At 70.2% G+C, this 16,099-nt stretch carries 10 protein-coding genes; 3 read left to right on the top strand and 7 right to left on the bottom strand.

Annotation, left to right across the window (positions count from 1 at the left end; translation table 11 throughout):
* Nucleotides 1–234 precede the first annotated feature (234 nt).
* From Adu01nite_RS23670 to Adu01nite_RS23660, 3 genes are all read left to right on the top strand, one after another.
* On the top strand, nt 235–3,492 hold the full coding sequence (locus Adu01nite_RS23670) for an AfsR/SARP family transcriptional regulator (protein ID WP_239132647.1): 3,258 nt from the start codon (nt 235–237) through the stop codon (nt 3,490–3,492).
* 102 nt (nt 3,493–3,594) lie between these two features.
* Nucleotides 3,595–4,716 (top strand): hypothetical protein, encoded by a 1,122-nt coding sequence (locus Adu01nite_RS23665; RefSeq protein WP_203729314.1) that lies wholly within the window; start codon nt 3,595–3,597, stop codon nt 4,714–4,716.
* On the top strand, nt 4,713–5,333 hold the full coding sequence (locus tag Adu01nite_RS23660) for a hypothetical protein (protein WP_203729312.1): 621 nt from the start codon (nt 4,713–4,715) through the stop codon (nt 5,331–5,333). Before Adu01nite_RS23665 ends, Adu01nite_RS23660 begins: the two co-directional genes overlap by 4 nt.
* 340 nt (nt 5,334–5,673) lie before the next feature.
* On the opposite strand, the gene Adu01nite_RS23655 is transcribed toward Adu01nite_RS23660, so the two are convergent.
* The 7 genes from Adu01nite_RS23655 to Adu01nite_RS23625 all read right to left on the bottom strand — a co-directional run bounded on the left by Adu01nite_RS23655 (nt 5,674) and on the right by Adu01nite_RS23625 (nt 16,078).
* Nucleotides 5,674–7,275, bottom strand: a complete 1,602-nt coding sequence (locus Adu01nite_RS23655; protein WP_203729310.1) for a vWA domain-containing protein — start codon at nt 7,273–7,275, stop codon at nt 5,674–5,676.
* A gap of 25 nt (nt 7,276–7,300) precedes the next feature.
* Nucleotides 7,301–8,416, bottom strand: coding sequence for an AAA family ATPase (locus Adu01nite_RS23650; protein ID WP_203729308.1), 1,116 nt, complete (start codon nt 8,414–8,416; stop codon nt 7,301–7,303).
* A gap of 268 nt (nt 8,417–8,684) precedes the next feature.
* A complete protein-coding gene (locus tag Adu01nite_RS23645) occupies nt 8,685–8,960 on the bottom strand; it encodes a hypothetical protein (protein ID WP_239132646.1) in 276 nt (91 codons plus the stop codon).
* Between the two features lie 191 nt (nt 8,961–9,151).
* On the bottom strand, nt 9,152–10,498 hold the full coding sequence (locus Adu01nite_RS23640) for a hypothetical protein (RefSeq protein WP_203729304.1): 1,347 nt from the start codon (nt 10,496–10,498) through the stop codon (nt 9,152–9,154).
* 324 nt (nt 10,499–10,822) lie between these two features.
* The gene (locus Adu01nite_RS23635; RefSeq protein ID WP_203729302.1) at nt 10,823–12,427 is read right to left on the bottom strand and encodes a hypothetical protein; all 1,605 of its coding nucleotides are present in this window, start codon (nt 12,425–12,427) and stop codon (nt 10,823–10,825) included.
* A 309-nt stretch (nt 12,428–12,736) separates the two neighbouring features.
* The gene (locus Adu01nite_RS23630) at nt 12,737–14,788 is read right to left on the bottom strand and encodes an ATP-binding protein (RefSeq protein WP_203729300.1); all 2,052 of its coding nucleotides are present in this window, start codon (nt 14,786–14,788) and stop codon (nt 12,737–12,739) included.
* 204 nt (nt 14,789–14,992) lie between these two features.
* Nucleotides 14,993–16,078, bottom strand: coding sequence for a peptidoglycan DD-metalloendopeptidase family protein (locus Adu01nite_RS23625; protein ID WP_239132645.1), 1,086 nt, complete (start codon nt 16,076–16,078; stop codon nt 14,993–14,995).
* Between the last annotated feature and the right edge of the window lie 21 nt (nt 16,079–16,099).

The following is a 16,099-nucleotide window of genomic DNA, read 5'->3' as shown; positions in this document are numbered from 1 at the left end:
GGTGCGGCATCGGCGCCTCCGTGTCCGGCAGCCGGATCGGTGCCGGGCGCTGACCTGCGGTTGTGAGTCTGTGTGAGTCGTTGTGAACGACTGTGAGTCGCCGCAGACCGCCATCCGGGTTCCGCCGTGCCTAGCCTCGCCACACCGCCTTTCTCTCGTGGTCCGGCTCTGCCGGCCGTGGCGGATCAGGACGCGACCAGTGGTGCGGGACAAGGGGGTGCGGGGATGATCCGCATGATCGCGGCAGTCCGGGCGACGGTGACGGCGGTGGCGTTGCTGGCCGCAACACCGCTGCTGCTGGTGGCGGTCGGCGGTAGTCCGCTGCCGCACCGGCTGCCGTCGGCCGCGCAGGTGCAGACCTGGCTGCAGGACCCGATACGCCCGCAGTACATGCCGGCGACCGCCCGGTCTTTCGCGTGGCTGGTCTGGGCGCTCACCGCCTTGCTGGTCCTGCTTGTCGTGTGGGTGCGGATCCGGCGCTGGAGATGGGCGCGGCTGGTCGCCTACCTGCCCGGCCCGGTCCAGGGCCTCGCGGCCACCGTGCTCGGCGCCGCCGCGGCCACCACCGCCGCCGGTGTACTCCCCGCCCACGCAGCCGCCGCAGTCGGGATCGACACGGCCGACCCGCAGCATCAGCACACCGCCAACGCCGACCCGGCGGGCCGGCCGTCCCCCGCCGGGGACGGTGTGCACCGGGTCCGTCGTGTCGCGCCGACTGTCACGGTTCGCGCCGGCGACACGCTGTGGGACATCGCCGCCGACCGGCTCGGCGACCCGCGCCGCTGGACACAGATCTACCGGATCAACTACGGCCGCTTCCCGGCCGATCGGATGCACGGCGGCGACCACATCGAATGCGGCTGGGTGCTGACCCTGCCCGCCGACGCCGTCACCGCGCCCAGCCCCGGACAGCACCCTCCGGAAGACCCCGCACCCCGGAATCCACCCACTACCGCGGACCCGCACCAGCCGCCCACCGCGCCGGCAACAGCCGACCCGACGCATCCCCCAGTCACCCCCAGTTCGGCAGGGGCGCCCGCAACCTCGACACCCGCCGAGCCGCCCACAACCACGACCAGCGGAGCAACGGAGACCAGCACCACGGCCCACACCCCGACGTCGGCGACACCGGGCCCCGACCAGCCGACGGCAGACGGCCACGACGGCGTCCTCGAAACATCGGCACCCGACAGCCCACCCGGTCCGACATCGGTGTCGCCCGGTGAGGTGGCCGGGCCACAGCCGCAAGCCGAACACAGCCGCGCCGCGCCGACCGGAGTGTCGCTGACCGGCGGCAGCTGGCTGGACCTCGGGCTCGCTGCCGCCGTCACCGCCGCCGTCGCGCTGGTCTGGGCACACCGGCGCCGCCGCTACACCCCCCGCCCGCTCTCCCCCGACCTGCGCTTGAGCGACCCGGGCCTGACGCCCATGCCCGCGGTGGTCACCGAGATCCGGCGCCGCCTGCATGACCGCCCCGAACCCACGGCTACCACCGCAACCCAGGCCGGGGAGAACGAAGCAACCACAGAGCCGTCCCTTGAAGGCGACCCGCAGTGCGAGGCCGAACTCGAGGCCCGGCCCGTGGTACCGGCGTTGACGAACCCGGCAGCGGCCGCCTGGCCGTCATCCGGGCTCGGCCTGACCGGCCCCGGCGCCGAGGCCGCCGCCCGTGGCTTCCTGGCCGCTGCGCTCGCCGACAACGACCCGCAAGCACCGCCCGGCCACGTTGTGCTGCCCAGCAGCACAGCGGCGACGCTGCTCGGCGCCGCGGCGGTCACGCTGCCCAAGACCAGTCGCTTGATCGTCACCGACGACCTCGCCGCAGCTCTCGCCCTCCTGGAACGTCACGTCCTGCAGCGCAGCCGCCTGGTCTACGACCATGAGGTCGACACCGTCGCCGCGATGCGCGTCGCCGACCCCCACGAAGAGCCCACCCCACCGATCCTGCTGCTCGCCGACGCCGCTGGCAGCCACGAACGTGCCCGGATCGCCGCGCTGCTCGCCCAGGGCCAACGCCTCGACATCCACGGCGTTCTGCTCGGCGTGTGGCCGGCCGGCGACACCATCGTCGTGGACAGCGACGGCCACACCACATCCGCGGACAACGGACGCCACGGCCAGCAGCTCGTCGACGTCGGCCGGCTCGCCGTGATCACCCCGACCGAAACCGTCGCCGTGATCACCACGCTGGCCGAAGCCCACACCGGAATGCCGCAACCCCCACCGCCGGTCGAACCGCCGCCGCATCAGACCGGACCCGACCCGGCGACCGCGGCGCCGGACGCCCCCGAGCCGGTCCTTCCGCCGGACGACGCAGGCCGGGTCCTGGCCGCGCTGGCCGAGCTCGGTGCCGTCACCGCCGCCACCATCGCCGCCCACCTCGACATGCCCTACCCGACCGCCACCGCGAAACTCGTCGGCTGTGAGCACGATGGCCACGCCGAGACCCTTCGTGCGGACACCGGCCAGACCCTGTGGCAGCTCACCGCCCCCGGCATGGCCGCCCTCGGCTCCCCCGCGGCCGCGCCCGAGACGGATGCGCCCGGTGCAGCGGAATCCGAGACCGGCCAGTCCGCGCCGGTCGCGGCAATAAGCGAGGGCACCGTCGGTCTTTGCCATGCAGAGATCGATGAGGCCCTGCACTGCTCAGACCCTGAGACCACCTTCACCAGCGAAAATCCGCCGGTACCAGCCGACCCTGGCGGCGCTCGGGCCGCAGGACATGTGGAGGTGACCGTTCTCGGCGAAGCCAGGATCGTCGCCACCAACCCCGACCGGCTGCCCCGCAAGAAAGCCCTCGAACTGCTCGTCTATCTCGCCGTCCACGACGGCAGCGCCACCGCCGAGGCCATCCTCGACGACCTGCTACCTGACGCCCCGGCCAGCAAAGCCCCCGAGCGGCTCTACACCTACGTCTCCGACCTGCGAGGCGTCATGCGTCGCATCGGCGGTCCCGCTACCTACCTCACCCACCCCCACCGGCGATACGCGCTCAACCCCGACGCCGTCGGTATCGACCTGTGGAGAATGCGCGCCGCGATCCGCGAAGCCGACCAGGCCGACGGCCCGCGTCAGCGCATCGACGCGTTGCGCCGGGCGGTCGAGTTCTATCGAGGCACGCTCGCCGACGGCGCTGACTACGAATGGGTCGAGCCGTATCGCGAGGCCATCCGGCAACAGGCCCTGGACGCCTACCTAGCCCTGGTCGACGCCCTCACCGGCGACCCCGCCGCGCAGGTGCACGTCCTGGATGCTGCCATCGCGCACAGCCCGTACAGCGAACACCTCTATCAGCAAGCCATGCGCGCCCGCGCCGCCCTCGGCCACCTCGACACCATCCGCACCCTGCGCCGCACGCTCGAACAGGCTCTCGCCGAGATCGATGCAGAACCAGGCGACGACACCATCGCTCTCGCCGACCAGCTCATCGCCGACCAGCAGCACCCACGCCGACCTTCCGCTCTGAATCAATCCGGCAAAGGCATCCGTTGACGGATCCTTCGCTGATCTGATCCCTTTCTAGCCAGACTGGCGTGGGGCGGCTCGCTCTTGGCGTACCTGCTCGAGCGTGGCGGTGTCGGATACCAGGTCCGGATGGCCGACCTGGCGGTCGAGGTCGACGACGATTTCGAGTTCCGCGATCGCCCGATCGAGGTCCCCTTACGCCCGGTGGATCCCCGCGATGTCGCACCTCCGGCGCGTCTGGGACCTTCCGGACACCCGCCCCGCTACAACCGGCAACCGGTCCGCTGCCCCGGAATGGCTCAACGCCCGACACGTTCGCCGCAGCCATCTGCCAAGACCGTCGCCTATCGGACACCATCACTGTCAGCTTTCGCGGTGGGCTCGGACGGTCTTGCCTTCTTCGACCTCGTCGCCGCCCAGGTGGACCCGGAGGTCGTGCTGCCGACCGTCACGGTCGAGAACGGCAGTGACTGCCCGCCCGGGCAGATCTGCGCCATGGGAGGACCGGTCGACGCACCGGAGCCGGCCCGGACCGACCGGCCCGCATACAGCGCCGAAGTGGCCGCGAACAATGCGCAGGTTTCGGCATCCGGCAAGACCTTCGACCCGGATGTGTGGTGCGGCGGAAACCATTGGATGCTGAAGAAAAGCAGGGACGTCATCGGACGTAACGTCGCCCTGGCGGATCAGAATACCGGCGCCCACACCGCCGCGGCCTTCGAGTACAAGACATCCAAGAACACCAGCCTCGAAATCGGTGTCACTAACCGGTCCGGGAGCCTGGTCACGACACTCGGCATGGCCAAGGGTGCCACCACCACCGCCACTATCAGGGCCACGATGGCCAAGCACGGTAGGGCGGAGTGGTGGATCAGCTACGGCTTCAACCTGTACGACGTCTGGTGCCAGAACCAGCGCACGGGCGTGAAATGGTGGTCGGGCTACACCGAGTACCGGCCGAAGGGTTTCACCGGAAACTTCAACCGTCGCCTGTGGACACCATTCTCCTGCTCCCACAATAACTTTAACTCCTTCGGAGCGAACACCGAAATCAGCGTCGCGAAGGAGAAGACCTCCACCTTCAACGGATCGTTCGGAATCGGTAACAGCACCAGCGGAAACTTGAAACTGACCCAGACCTGGAGTTCGGGTGTCACGACCACCTACGTCGGTGACGCGTCCGGCTTCAATATCTGCGGCTACAAAGGTCGTTGGTTCACGGGTGTAACCAAGACCGAGGAGGTTGCGTGACCGACCACGCCGACACCGTGCCCCGGGGTTTCCCGGGGCACGGCCGGTCCCGCTGGATCGTCGCCGGCACCCTGGCGGTGGTCGTCCTGGCCGCCTTCATTCTGTGGCTGATCGGGCGTTTGCCTGGCGCGCCGCTGCGGCCGGGGCCGCTGGAAGGCACCAACTACGAAGAGCTGAAGGTTCGAACGAACACGGCGGAGACCGGCATTCTGTGGGGTTCGCTGCAGCTGCACAACGGCACCGGCTTCGACGTCGTGCTGGACAAGGTCACGCTGGCCGACAACCCGCAAAACACGCAACCGTCCGCCGGGCCCTACATTTGGGACACCGACCGGGTCGCGCTTCTCAACACCGGATCGGTCAGCGGCTACTCGATTCCGCTGCCGAGCGACTGGAAGATTCCCCCTCGGCATTCCGTGAAAGGCTTCCGTATCCGACCACACGCTGAGGAGGAGAGCGTCGAGGTGCTCTACGAGTTGCCTGTCCCCACCCGCGTAACCGAAGTGCACGGCATGACAGTCCGCTATCACACCCGCGGCCTGGCTTACCAGCGAACCTACGACATCAGCATCATCATCTGTCCGCCGTCAGACGGGAGCCGCTGCAAAACCTCGTGATCGCAACAGGTGCATGCCCTCTTCGGGCCCTCCCGCTGTCGTGCCTGGCCGTCGTAAACGTGTCCGCCCGGTGATTTTGCCGCGCTGCCGTCGGGACCTGCTCGCGCAGCAGTCCGCCGGGCAGGACACTGAACCGCCTGCTCCCAACGGTCATCTGAATCGCGGCCTCCTCCCTGATTAAGGTCCCGGAGGGCGTCGGGGCGGGCTGGGGTCATGGGGTCGGCTGGTAAACGAACGGCGCCTCTCTGCTCCCGAGACGCCTTGACACAGTCGGGGGACGGCGCCGCAGGACACGCCGGAGTGTTTGGCGCATCCTGCGGCTTGTCCCGTTGGCCGCGAGTCAAGCGTGTTCGAGCGCCGCGACCGCGGCGTCGGCGATCCGCGCCACGGCGTCGACAGGGTCGGCGACGGTGATCGTGGTGGTGTGCCGGAAGGTGTGGCTCTGTAGTCCAGCGGGGTGCAACCACAGCACGGCGCAGCCTGCCCAGTGCAGGGTAGTGATGAGGTTTTGGCCTGACGGGATGTCGTCGAGCAGCCCGTCGGAGACGACGGCGAGCAGGCGCAGGGCGCGGCCGTGGCGCAAGTCGAGGAGTTTGTCGGCGAGTTTGACGGCTTCGCCGAAGGTGCTGGTGCCGCCGCCGGCTTGCATGTGCAGCACCTGGCCGGGGCGAGTGTTCGGCGGTACGAGCAGGGTGGTGTGGTCGCCGAAGCCGATGGTGGTGGTGACGGCGTGGCGGCGGCGGGCGGCGTGGGCGAAGATCCAGGCTGCGGAGGACAGTTCTTCGGCGTAGGGGTACATCGAGCCGGACAGGTCGACCAGTACGGCCAGGTGCAGGGTCGGTTTCGGTGGTGGTGTCTGGGTGCGGTGCTGCCATGGTTGCGCGGTGGGGACCTGCCCGGCGGCGATCTGGGCTTCGGCGGCAATGGCATGCCGGGTCCGCAAGCGGCCGGGCGGCAGCGGTGAGGGCCGGGTGCCGGGTTCGGGGTTGTGGGTCCGTGCGCGGTGGATGCGTTCGGCGAGCAGTCGGGCGGCGGCCTGCTGGTCGGTGGTGGGGTCGGTGTGCGGCCAGTTGCCGGGTGGGCTGTGCCGGTGCCGGGTCAGTTGTGCCTGGTAGTCGGCGTGGGTGAGGCCGTGACTGGCGGCGAGGAAGTCGGTCAGTGCCTGGTCGAGGCGGCCCGGGAACTGGCCGGGGTCGGCGTCCGGCGGGTGCTGCTGCTGGTTCGGGTCGATGCCAAGGATGCGGCACCACCGGTCGGCCAGGTCGATCATGGTGGCGGCGTCGGTGTCGTCGACGGTGTGTGCCTGCTTCCACACTTCGCGCAGGCGGCGCAGCCGGGGCCGGCCGAGGACGGCGGTGACGGCGGCGCGGACGGTGCGGACGTCCTGGCTGGTCAGGATGCGGGCGTCGACGCGGGCGAGGAGCAGGGCGGCGAGGACGCCGGCGTGCCATGGGTCGTCGGCTGATGCGGTGCCGGGGTGCACGACGGCGTTGATCATGTGGCGTAGCCAGCGGCGGTCGGTGCGGCGGCGGCCGCGTTGGCGGCCTTCGGCGCGGGATTCCTCGAGCATCGCGGCGACCTCGGCGAGGATCGGCGCGGTGCCGGGCGGATTTTCCCATTGGCTGTGGGCGGCGTGGGCGGCGCCGTGTACGAGCAGGCCGTAGCCGGTGGGGACGATCTTCTTGTGGCCGGCTTTGCGGGGGTCGGTGATCGTGGGGTCGTCGGCGATGTAGCGGGCGTCGATCTCGATGCGGCGCAGGTCCGGGTAGAAGCATTCGGGGGCGCCGCCGCCGGCGCCGGTGGCGACGTGGACGTGCAGGTCGGTGCGGCCGGTCAGCAGGATTACGTGCCGGGTCCAGGCCGCGGACCACAGCTGCCATTGCGGGGCCGGCGCGGCCGCCGTAGGGGTGCCGGTGCGGCGGTGGGTGCTCGGTTGTGACATCAGTTGGTCTCCTTCCGGTGCGGGGTCAGCGTTTGCCGAGGATGAAGGCGGTGATCGTCTGGCCGGTGTGTCGTGACAGGGCGGTGGCCACCTCGGTTCGGGCGTCTTCAGGGGCGATGCCGACCAGGTTGGACAGGGCGGCGGTCGTGCCGAGGTTGTCGCGGACCCTGATGAAGCCGAGCAGTTCGCGGAGCTGTGGCGCCCAGCCGATCCGGCCGGCGGCCAGGTCGGCGTTGAGGTCGATCGCCGCGGCGACGACGTTTTTGGGGACGCCGAGGTGGCGGGCCAGGTCCCAGTCGGTGTTGACCTGGATCTGCACGGTGAATCGGCTGCTGAGGGCTTCGGTGAGGATCGCCCCGTGGACGCCGGGGTTGTGGCCACCGCACACGTAGAATCCGTCTACCGCTTTGACGGGTTCGCGTCCTTCCGGGGTGGAGACGGTGATGGTGCCGCGGCCGTCCATCACCGGATAGAGCACGGACAGCACCTTGGGCGGGATGAGGGTGGCGTCGTCGACGAGCAAGGCCCGGGCTTTGCGCATGGCGACGACCAGTGGGCCGTACACGAAGTCGTAGCCGCGTTTGCCGCCGAGCTTCGGGGCGTAGGTGCCGAGGAAGTCGTCGGTGGTGGTGTCGCCGGTGCCCGGCACGGTGAGCAGGTCCGGGAAGGCGGCTTCGAGCATTGCGGTCTTGCCGGTGCCGGGTGGCCCGTACAGCAGTACCGGCAAGCCCTGCGTACGCAGTTTGCGCAGGACTTCGATGTCCCAACCGGGGCCGAGCCTGCGGGGGTAGTACTCCTCTCCGCTGGGACGGATGACCGGTGCTGGCCTGCCGGTGTGGTTGGCTCTGCTGGTTCGGCGGCTGCCGGGGCCGGGGTTCGGCAGGGTTCCGGCGGCGGCGATGCCGGCCGTGGTGATCTGGAAGCGGTGCGGGCCGGTGTGGTGGGTGGCGTGTCCGGCGGCGGCCATCTTCTTGCAGACCTCGAACACCGCGCCGGTCGACGGCGCGCCTATGGCGCGGGTGATCTCACCGACCTTGAACAGCTGGTCGGGGTGATCGCACAGGTAGAGGGCGACCTTGCGGTACAGGTAGCCGGGGCCGCCGGAGGTGGCGGGGCCGGGGGTGGGTGCTGGTGCTGTCATGGGTGACCTTTCGCAAAAGAACAGGCCTGCGCCCCCGTCTCCGGGGTGCGCAGGCCTGTACAGCCGCACAACGGAGACGGGCGGGCTTGTCCTTTTTGCCGCGATCACACTGGATCGCTGGTCAGGACGCCGCACCCGGTGGTGCCGTGAAAGGGGATGCTTTCTGGTAACGGATGGCCATCCGCCGTCGCAGGACGGCCGAGGCGCACGAATCAGCAAGCGCGGCGGTTTGCTGGCTGGACTATTCGCCCCTGGGCGGACCGTTCGCTCAGGCTTTCGGCGGTGGCTCGACGTCGTCGAACCCGAAGAGCAGTTCGATCAGCTGCAGCGCCTGCGTGGGGTATCGGTCGGCGAAGCCGCGACACACGGCGGGTTTGACGTCGGCGGCGGCCATGCCGGGCAGGGTGCTGTGGCAGATGATGTAGCTCTGTTCCTGCTGTGCCTGCTCGATCAGGTCGCGTAGGCGTCCGGGTGCGAGATGCATGGGGTTGCCGGAGCGGAACACGCAGGTGTCGCACATGCGTGACAGCCGCCGGGTCCGCATCGTCGTGGGGTCCCCGACGGACAGTTCATCGGGATCTGTCACGTCGCTGCCGCCCTATGCCTGGAGCCGGGGCCGGCCAGGCGAGGGTTGCCGGGCCTGTTGTCGATGATGGGCACGGGATTCCTTTCTCGTAAGTCGCGCACGGTCCGCGGATGGCCCTGGAGATGTGTTGGTCGTTGGCGTGTCGTCGGTCAGTGGGTTGCAGGGGGTCGTGGTGTGTACGGGGGTGCGTGCTCCGGTGCCGGGTCGAGGCGGACCCGGGCGGGGTCGATCTCTGCGATCGCGTGGCCGGGGACGTAGGGTCCGACGCCGCCATGGCGGATCAGGTCGTAGTGGTCGGGTGCGCCGAAGTCGTCGCGGACGACATACAGCTGGTCGGGGTGGGCGTCGGGTTCGCGGTGCGCGGGGTCGGTGATGAGCACGATCGAGCCGATGCCCGGCATCGCTGCGTATTTCTCGGCGTCCGTGATGTCGGCGGCGACGACCGCCAGCTGCCAGCCGGAAAGGTCGGACGCGGCGTCCGTGCCGGGTCGGGTCCGGTCGGTGACCACGGCGTGCAGGACCGCCCGCAGGCCGGCAGAGATTTCGCCGGAGGTGGTCGCCTGCAGCCAGCGCAGGCCGTGGAAGCCGTCGACGTACAGGTCCGGGGCGGTGGTGGCGCGGGCCGGGACGAGGTGTTCGCCGGTCGGGAATCGCCATTGCGGGTCCAGTAGCCGGTGCAGCGGGATCAGGTCGCCGGGGTGCCGTATCCACCGGTCGTCGTAGGCGAGGACGGTGCCCGGGCGGCGGCCGGTGCTGTCGGTATCGGCGCAGTCTGGGCAGCGCGTGTCGGCGAGGTGGCCGGTGGCGGTGCAGGTGGTGCAGGGTCGCCAGTTGGCCGGATCGGTGCGGGGGTCGTAGTCGGGGTCCCAGGCTCCGGTGAACGCACCGCCGAGTCGGTACCGATTCGGGGTCAGCAGGTGCATCGATGTGGCCAGATGCACGTCGATCGTGTGGACGGTGGTGTCTGCTGGGACGAGTACCGCCACCAGGATGGTCGTGGTCATCGAAGGGTTTCTCCTTGTGTTCGCGGGTGGAGTGCGGGGATGACGCGGGCGGGTGGTGGCTCGCTGGTGGGGTAGCGCGGTGTGGTCGCGGAAGCCTTGGCCGTACGGGCCGCGTAGGAGGTTGAGTTCGTCGCGTCGCAGCAGCTGCGGGTCGGCGCCGGTGTCCTCGGCGTGGGCGTGCCAGGCGGCCATCAGTGCGTCGCGGGCCTCGTCGGCGGTGGCGCCGATGCCCGTCCATGAGTAGTGCCGTGTGTCGGTGGTGGCGATATAGACGACTGCTTCGGGCGGGTCGAAGTGCTGCACGAGGGCGTGCCCCAGCCGGGCGAGACCGCGGCGGTTGTCGACGAAGATGGAGCCGTCGTACAGCTCGATACCGCCCTGCTCGTGGGTGAGGGGCTCGCCTCGGTAGAGGTCCCCGGGACTGAGCCATGCGGTGATCCAGCCGTCGCCGTTCTCGTCCACGGCGGGCAGATCGGGGCTGGCGTTGGTCATGGTGCTGTCTCCCTTCCGGTGTTGCCGGTCGGCGGGCCGCTGGAACCCGCCGGTCGAGTGCGTTACAGCTGATGCGGGCTGGTGGGCGTGCTTGTGGTGGTGGGAAGGGTCAGCCAGCGTCGGCCGGACCACAGCTGCCAGCAGGTGCGTGACACCGCTGGTGCCGCAGATCAGAGGAGAGCCCGTCACCGTGGCGACGGCGAAGAACGCGAGGTCGCGCGGTATCGAGCCGCGCCGGATCGCGCCGGATCGACCGGTCCGGAGACCTTCCGGCTTCTGGGTGAACGGGTATGGGGAACGGCGCAGCGGGTCGGGTTTGCGGTCCTATTGCTGCGTCGGCGCGGTGTCCGGACTCGGGTTCGGGCCGGTCGGAGTCAGGGCGAGCCAGCCGTGGCTGACCCACACCTGCCACCGGGTGCCGGCCCGCTCGTCGGGCAGGGTCACCGCGAGCGCTCGTACCGCGTCCCAGTCACGGGGCGCGACCGGGACCGGCCGGGTCTCGATCGTGTGGCCGGCGTCGTCGAGCAGGCGAACGAGTGTGGTGCCCGGCTCGCGGGCGGTGATCCGCTGGCCGAGTTCGGCTTCGATGAGCAGCGCGGTCAGCAGCCGGGCTTCGCTGACCGGGCCGTCCTGGTAGCGACTTTCGGTGAGGTAGGTAGCCCAGTCCTGGGGGCCGAACAGGTCGTCGCGCAGGAACCGGAGCCGGCTGCCGTCGCCGTGGTGGTCGGTGACGGCGACCGGCTCTCCGTCGAGAGCGAGCGTGATGGTTCCGGCAGGAGTGATGCGGAGCCGGTCGTGCGGGACCCGCAGGCCGGGCGTGTGCCACAGCAACGTCCACACCTGTTCGTCGCCGGTGGCGGGCAGGTCACCGGCGATGTGGTCGCAGTCGTGCGGGTCGACGGCCTGCCAGGTCCAGTTACGGCCCATCACGATCCACCGGCCGTCGGCGGCGGCGGTGCCGCGTTCGATCGCCTGCGGGTCGCGGGACATGCCTCGCTGGTCCATGACCAGCACGTCACGGTCGAACCACACTCGGGCCAGGGTCTCGTCGACCGCCCGGTTCAGGTCCGCGCGGCGCCGCAGCCCTCGGCGCCACCAGTCCTGGCGTTCCTGCTCGCGGGTGGCGTCGAGGTCGGCGACGATCCGGTCGGCGACCTCGCGGGTGCAGTCGAACACCGCCCATCCGTTCCACCAGTCGACCAGGACACCGGCGAACCCGATCCGGTAGCGGTCGGGTCCGTCGTCGGTCGTGGCGTGCCAGTGGCCGGAGAACACTCCGGCCCGGCCGAGGCGGATGTCCTTGGCACCCAGGTGGGACAGGTCGCGGCCGTCGCCGGTGGGGCTGGCGACCAGTCGGCACTGCTCGGCGACGTGCTCGACCAGGCCGGTGTCGAAGGCGTCCTGGTAGGCGTCGGTCGCCTCGTTGCAGCAGTCGTCGGAGATGTTCCAGTGCGTCGGAAGGTGCGGGCCGTCCATCAGGGTGACCAGGTCGGAGTCGGTCGGCGGTTCCACCGCGTCGCGACCGGCCCGGTGGTACAGCGGAAGTCCAACGATCAGTTCCGGGGATTCGCCGGCGATGTCCAGCAACGCGTTGCGGGCGGCCGGTTTGGGGTCGCTGGTGGCGTTCTCGCCGATGGTGGCGCGGCACCACTGGTCGGCGGCCTCCCGCCCGGCCTGATTCCCGGCGGCCCGGACCGCTTGCAGGGTTTGCGGCCAGGTCAGGCCGGTACCGGCGGCCGGTACCCAGCTGGAGGTGACGGCACCGAGGTCCGTGGCCGGGTGGGCCGTTGCGGTGGGGCCGTTGTCCCAGTCGGCGACGACGCTGTCCTGGTCGGGGTGGACCTCGCGGACGGTACCGAGGGCGCCCGCACGCACCGTTTCGACGCTGTAGAGCAAGGTGATGCGTTGTCCGACAGTGAAGGATTTCACCTGGTTCTCCTATCTGCAATTCGGTATTTGCAGCACCTGGCTCGGCCATGCAGTGGCTGCAGGAGGGAAGGGAATTGGGCTCCGATCGCCGCACCCGGGTGCAGGTCAGGCGTCGGCGGCCGAGGGTGCTTCTCAGGGACGCCGGCCGACGATCAGCCGCCGCCCGCGATCCACGCCCAAGCCGCCGCTGTAGGCGCCGAGGCAGCTCTCGCACAGCTAGGCCCATCCGCGGCCGTGGCGCAGGGGCTGCGTCTTATCCGGCCTGCGGCGGCCCGGAGCTGGCGGCGCCGTGATGAGGCGCCGCGCGATTCAGGCGGTTGCCGTGCTCAGGCCGAGGCGCTGGCGTTCGACGGTCAGCAGGTGCCGGGCTGGGGCGTGCCAGGATTCGTCGCCGAGCGGGGCCGGAGTGTGGCCCTCGGCCAGCGCCCGCAGCGCGGGGATCTGCTCGGCGTACGGGCCGCCGAGTTTCTCCAGGTCGGTGCAGACGCGGTCGATGGCGTCACGCATCGTCTTCGCCCAGCGGCCGGGTTTGCCCCATTTCTCACGGCTGCGGCCCTGCAGGGATCCTTCGCAGAGGTGGTAGCCGAGCCAGACGACCGGCGGGTGCAGGCCGGCGGCCTCGGCGAGCAGAGCGACCTTGTCGTAGGCCGCGGCTCGGCCGCCGCGCTGCTGGCGGTGCCCGGTGATCTTCGGGTTCCTCAGCGTGCGCCAGTAGTCCGGGTGGACCGCGGTGGAGGCGACGAGGTCTTTCTCGTCGCGGAAGCCGCCGTCGGTCAGGGCCTGCGGGAGCCGGTCGGCGATTAGGTGCGCCAGTTCACGGCGCACAGCCGGAACTGCAGGATCGTCGGCGGCGGCCAGGCGACCTCGTCGGCCGGGCGAGGCCGGGGTTTCGCTCGGTTCGGGCACCGCGCCGGCGTCGGCGAGCAGACTCAGCAGTACGGCGGCGAAATCGCTGAGCATGTGTTCGAAGCCCCGGCCACGGTCCTGGTAGTCGGGTATCGGCAGCCACCGCCCACCACCGCGGTGCCCGACCCGGTGGGCGGCCTCGTGCAGCAGCACGAGCAGGGTCCGGTGCCGGTCGCCGAGGACATCGCGTTGGATCGCCACGTCGCTGGTACGCGGGTTGTAGAAACCGTCCGCGCACGGTGTTTCCTCGCTGTGGGCGTAGACGCGGAGCCGGTCCAGGGCGAACGGGCCGATGGCCCGGCAGACCAGGTCGCGTCCGTACGCGAGGGCATCGCGTTCCGGCGTGGTCAGGGCCCGGTCGTCTACCCAGGCCGTCTTGTCCTGGCTGCGCTGGTAGTGACTGCTTCGGCTGATCGTGGCGACGTCGACGCCGAGCAGGTGCATGAACGCCGGTTGTTTGTAGGAGGCCAGGCCTGTGGCGGCGACCTCGATGTATCCCTTGTCGGCCAGGTCGAGAGCGGCTTCCTCCTGCCCGGAGGCGGTGTAGTAGGTCTGTGGCGGCAGATGGGTGCGGGCCCAGGTCCGCCAGGCTGCGCGAGCCCGGGGCTTGTAGACGTGGCTGAAGAACTGCTCCGGATCGCGCAGTTTCCCGCCGGCCAGGACGTGGCGGGCGAACCGGTCGAGGATCCGCGGGTCCTCGCTGTCGGCGAGCATGGTGCGCACCGCGTCGCGCAGGGCGCCGGCTTCGATGACGGTCCGGTCGCGGTTCTGCAGGCCCTTGGCGTCCAGCGGCAGGTCATAGGAGGCCACCAGGTCGGGCATGACGGTGACCAGGACCCCACCGATCCAGACCCGGCCCGCAGGGCCGTCAAGCACGCACTCACCGGGGCTGGACGGCGCCTGGTAGCCAGGTTCGGCCAACGCCCGGAACCGCCTGATGGCTTCGTCGGCGAGCTCACGGGAGCATTCGACGGTGAAGACGGTGCCTTTGGCCCGGCCGGTGCGGAACAGGTGGTAGACCAGAAGCTCGGACCCTTGGGCGGTACGCGACGGGACGAGGCCGCCGAGCAGGTGGTGCCGCTCCACGCTCGGGGTGAAGCCGTATTCGACGGTTTCGCAGCGCACTGCTCCGATCTCGGGGCTGCGGGCCAGCACCAGGGCCGCCAGCTTCTTACCCTCACCGAACTGGCCGATCTGTTGGCTGGTCTTGGCCGAATGACCGAGCACAAGGCCTTCCTCAGGGATACCCGGGCCGTCGTCGGCGATGGTCAGGGCACCGTCGGCCCAGCTGACGCGGGCGTTCGGGTCCTCGTCGAGGGCGTTGGCGATCAGTTCGCACAGCGCCCGAACCGGCGTCCACGACTTCACGTAGTCCGGCGAGATGGGGTAAGCGAGGGTGTCGGAGTCGTCCGCGAGGGCTCCGGAAGGCAAGGTGACGCGATCGTGGTTGTCCACAGTGACTCCTTGAACAAGGTGAGCGATAGGTCGGCACGACGTACCGACCGGGAGTGGGCACGAGGGCCGTCACAGCCAGCCGGGCATCTGCCAGGCGGCCCGGGCCTCGCAGCGGGCGAGATCGCAGCCAGCAGCGATTCGCCGAGGCTTCTTGCTGGGAGACGGCGCTATTCGAGATGTGCCGTATCCGTCACAGCGGTCGCCTCAGAGCCGCCACTTTGCGCCCAGTGAGGCGCCGACGGAGGCCATGAACGGCACCGGATCGGTCGCGGTCGCTGAGGTGTGATCGCCGAGGTGGACCTCGAAGTGCAGATGCGGGCCGGAGGAGTGGCCGCTGCTACCGGTGACACCGATGACATCGCCGGCGGTGACGTGCTGTCCGACCTGCACGTAGGGTCGGGTGAGCTGGTGGCAGTAGCGGGTGACGATCCCGCCGGCATGGTCGATGTCGACGTACCAGCCGCAGCCGCGGGTGAGCCCGGGGTCACCGTCGCGGTCGCAGCCCCAGTTGCCGCCGGTGCGCACGTCGATGGCGTTGCACCGCACCCGGCTGACAGTGCCGGCGGCGGTGGCGTGGATCGGGGTGCCCTTGGCGACGATCAGGTCGACGCCGTCGTGGGCGGGCCTGCCCTGGGTGCGGAATCCGGAGCCGACCATCGCCCCAGGTACAGGGCCGGTCCAGCCGAGCGTGGAGACGGTCACCGCGCAGCCCGCGGCCGGGATGCCGGTGAGCGCGGCAACGAGGTCGGTGGCGTCCGTTTCCCACTTCGCGTACGCGTCCGGGTAGGCGCTGGCCTGCACTGTCTGCGCTGCTCGGGTCAGGGGCATCGTCTGCCAGCCGGTGATGGACGTCAGCGTGGTGTAGAACCTCGCCGCCGCGTACTCGGGGTCGTGCAGCTGGGCGGGTGTCCCCCAGCCCTGGCTGGGCCGTTGCTGGAACAGCCCGACCGAGTCACGGTCGCCGCCGGGCAGGTTGAGCAACGAGGACTCCTGCATGGCGGTCGCCACAGCGATCACCTGCCCGCGGACCGCGACGTCGAGGCGGGCTCCGACGTCAACGATGACGGCGGCGTTGCCGACCTGCTCGCTGTTCCACCTTCCGATCCGCTCCAGCGCCGCGGGACGGGGCCGCGCGGTGGTGGCACCGGCGGACGTCGGGGACGCCCCGGTGCTGATACCGCAGGTGCCGGCTGCGGCGGCACCGCCGTCGAACATCTGAGCCAGCCCGGAGCAGGCCAGCAGGATCACCGCTACCGCAGCGGCGAGCAGGCCGAGCCCTCGTGTGGTCACTGCCGATCACCGCCCGAGGGT

It is taken from the genome of Paractinoplanes durhamensis, assembly GCF_016862175.1.
Classification (GTDB): Bacteria; Actinomycetota; Actinomycetes; order Mycobacteriales; family Micromonosporaceae; genus Actinoplanes; species Actinoplanes durhamensis.
Note: the sequence above shows the minus strand (reverse complement) of the source record. Positions and strands in the feature narration are given on the sequence as shown.

Excerpts from the sequence above, each read along its gene's own strand:
- Adu01nite_RS23670 (WP_239132647.1), top strand. The coding sequence starts at position 235 with ATGATCGCGGCAGTCCGGGCGACGGTGACGGCGGTGGCGTTGCTGGCC.
- Adu01nite_RS23665 (WP_203729314.1), top strand. The coding sequence starts at position 3,595 with ATGGCCGACCTGGCGGTCGAGGTCGACGACGATTTCGAGTTCCGCGAT.
- Adu01nite_RS23655 (WP_203729310.1), bottom strand. The coding sequence starts at position 7,275 with ATGTCACAACCGAGCACCCACCGCCGCACCGGCACCCCTACGGCGGCC.
- Adu01nite_RS23650 (WP_203729308.1), bottom strand. The coding sequence starts at position 8,416 with ATGACAGCACCAGCACCCACCCCCGGCCCCGCCACCTCCGGCGGCCCC.
- Adu01nite_RS23645 (WP_239132646.1), bottom strand. The coding sequence starts at position 8,960 with ATGCGGACCCGGCGGCTGTCACGCATGTGCGACACCTGCGTGTTCCGC.
- Adu01nite_RS23640 (WP_203729304.1), bottom strand. The coding sequence starts at position 10,498 with ATGACCAACGCCAGCCCCGATCTGCCCGCCGTGGACGAGAACGGCGAC.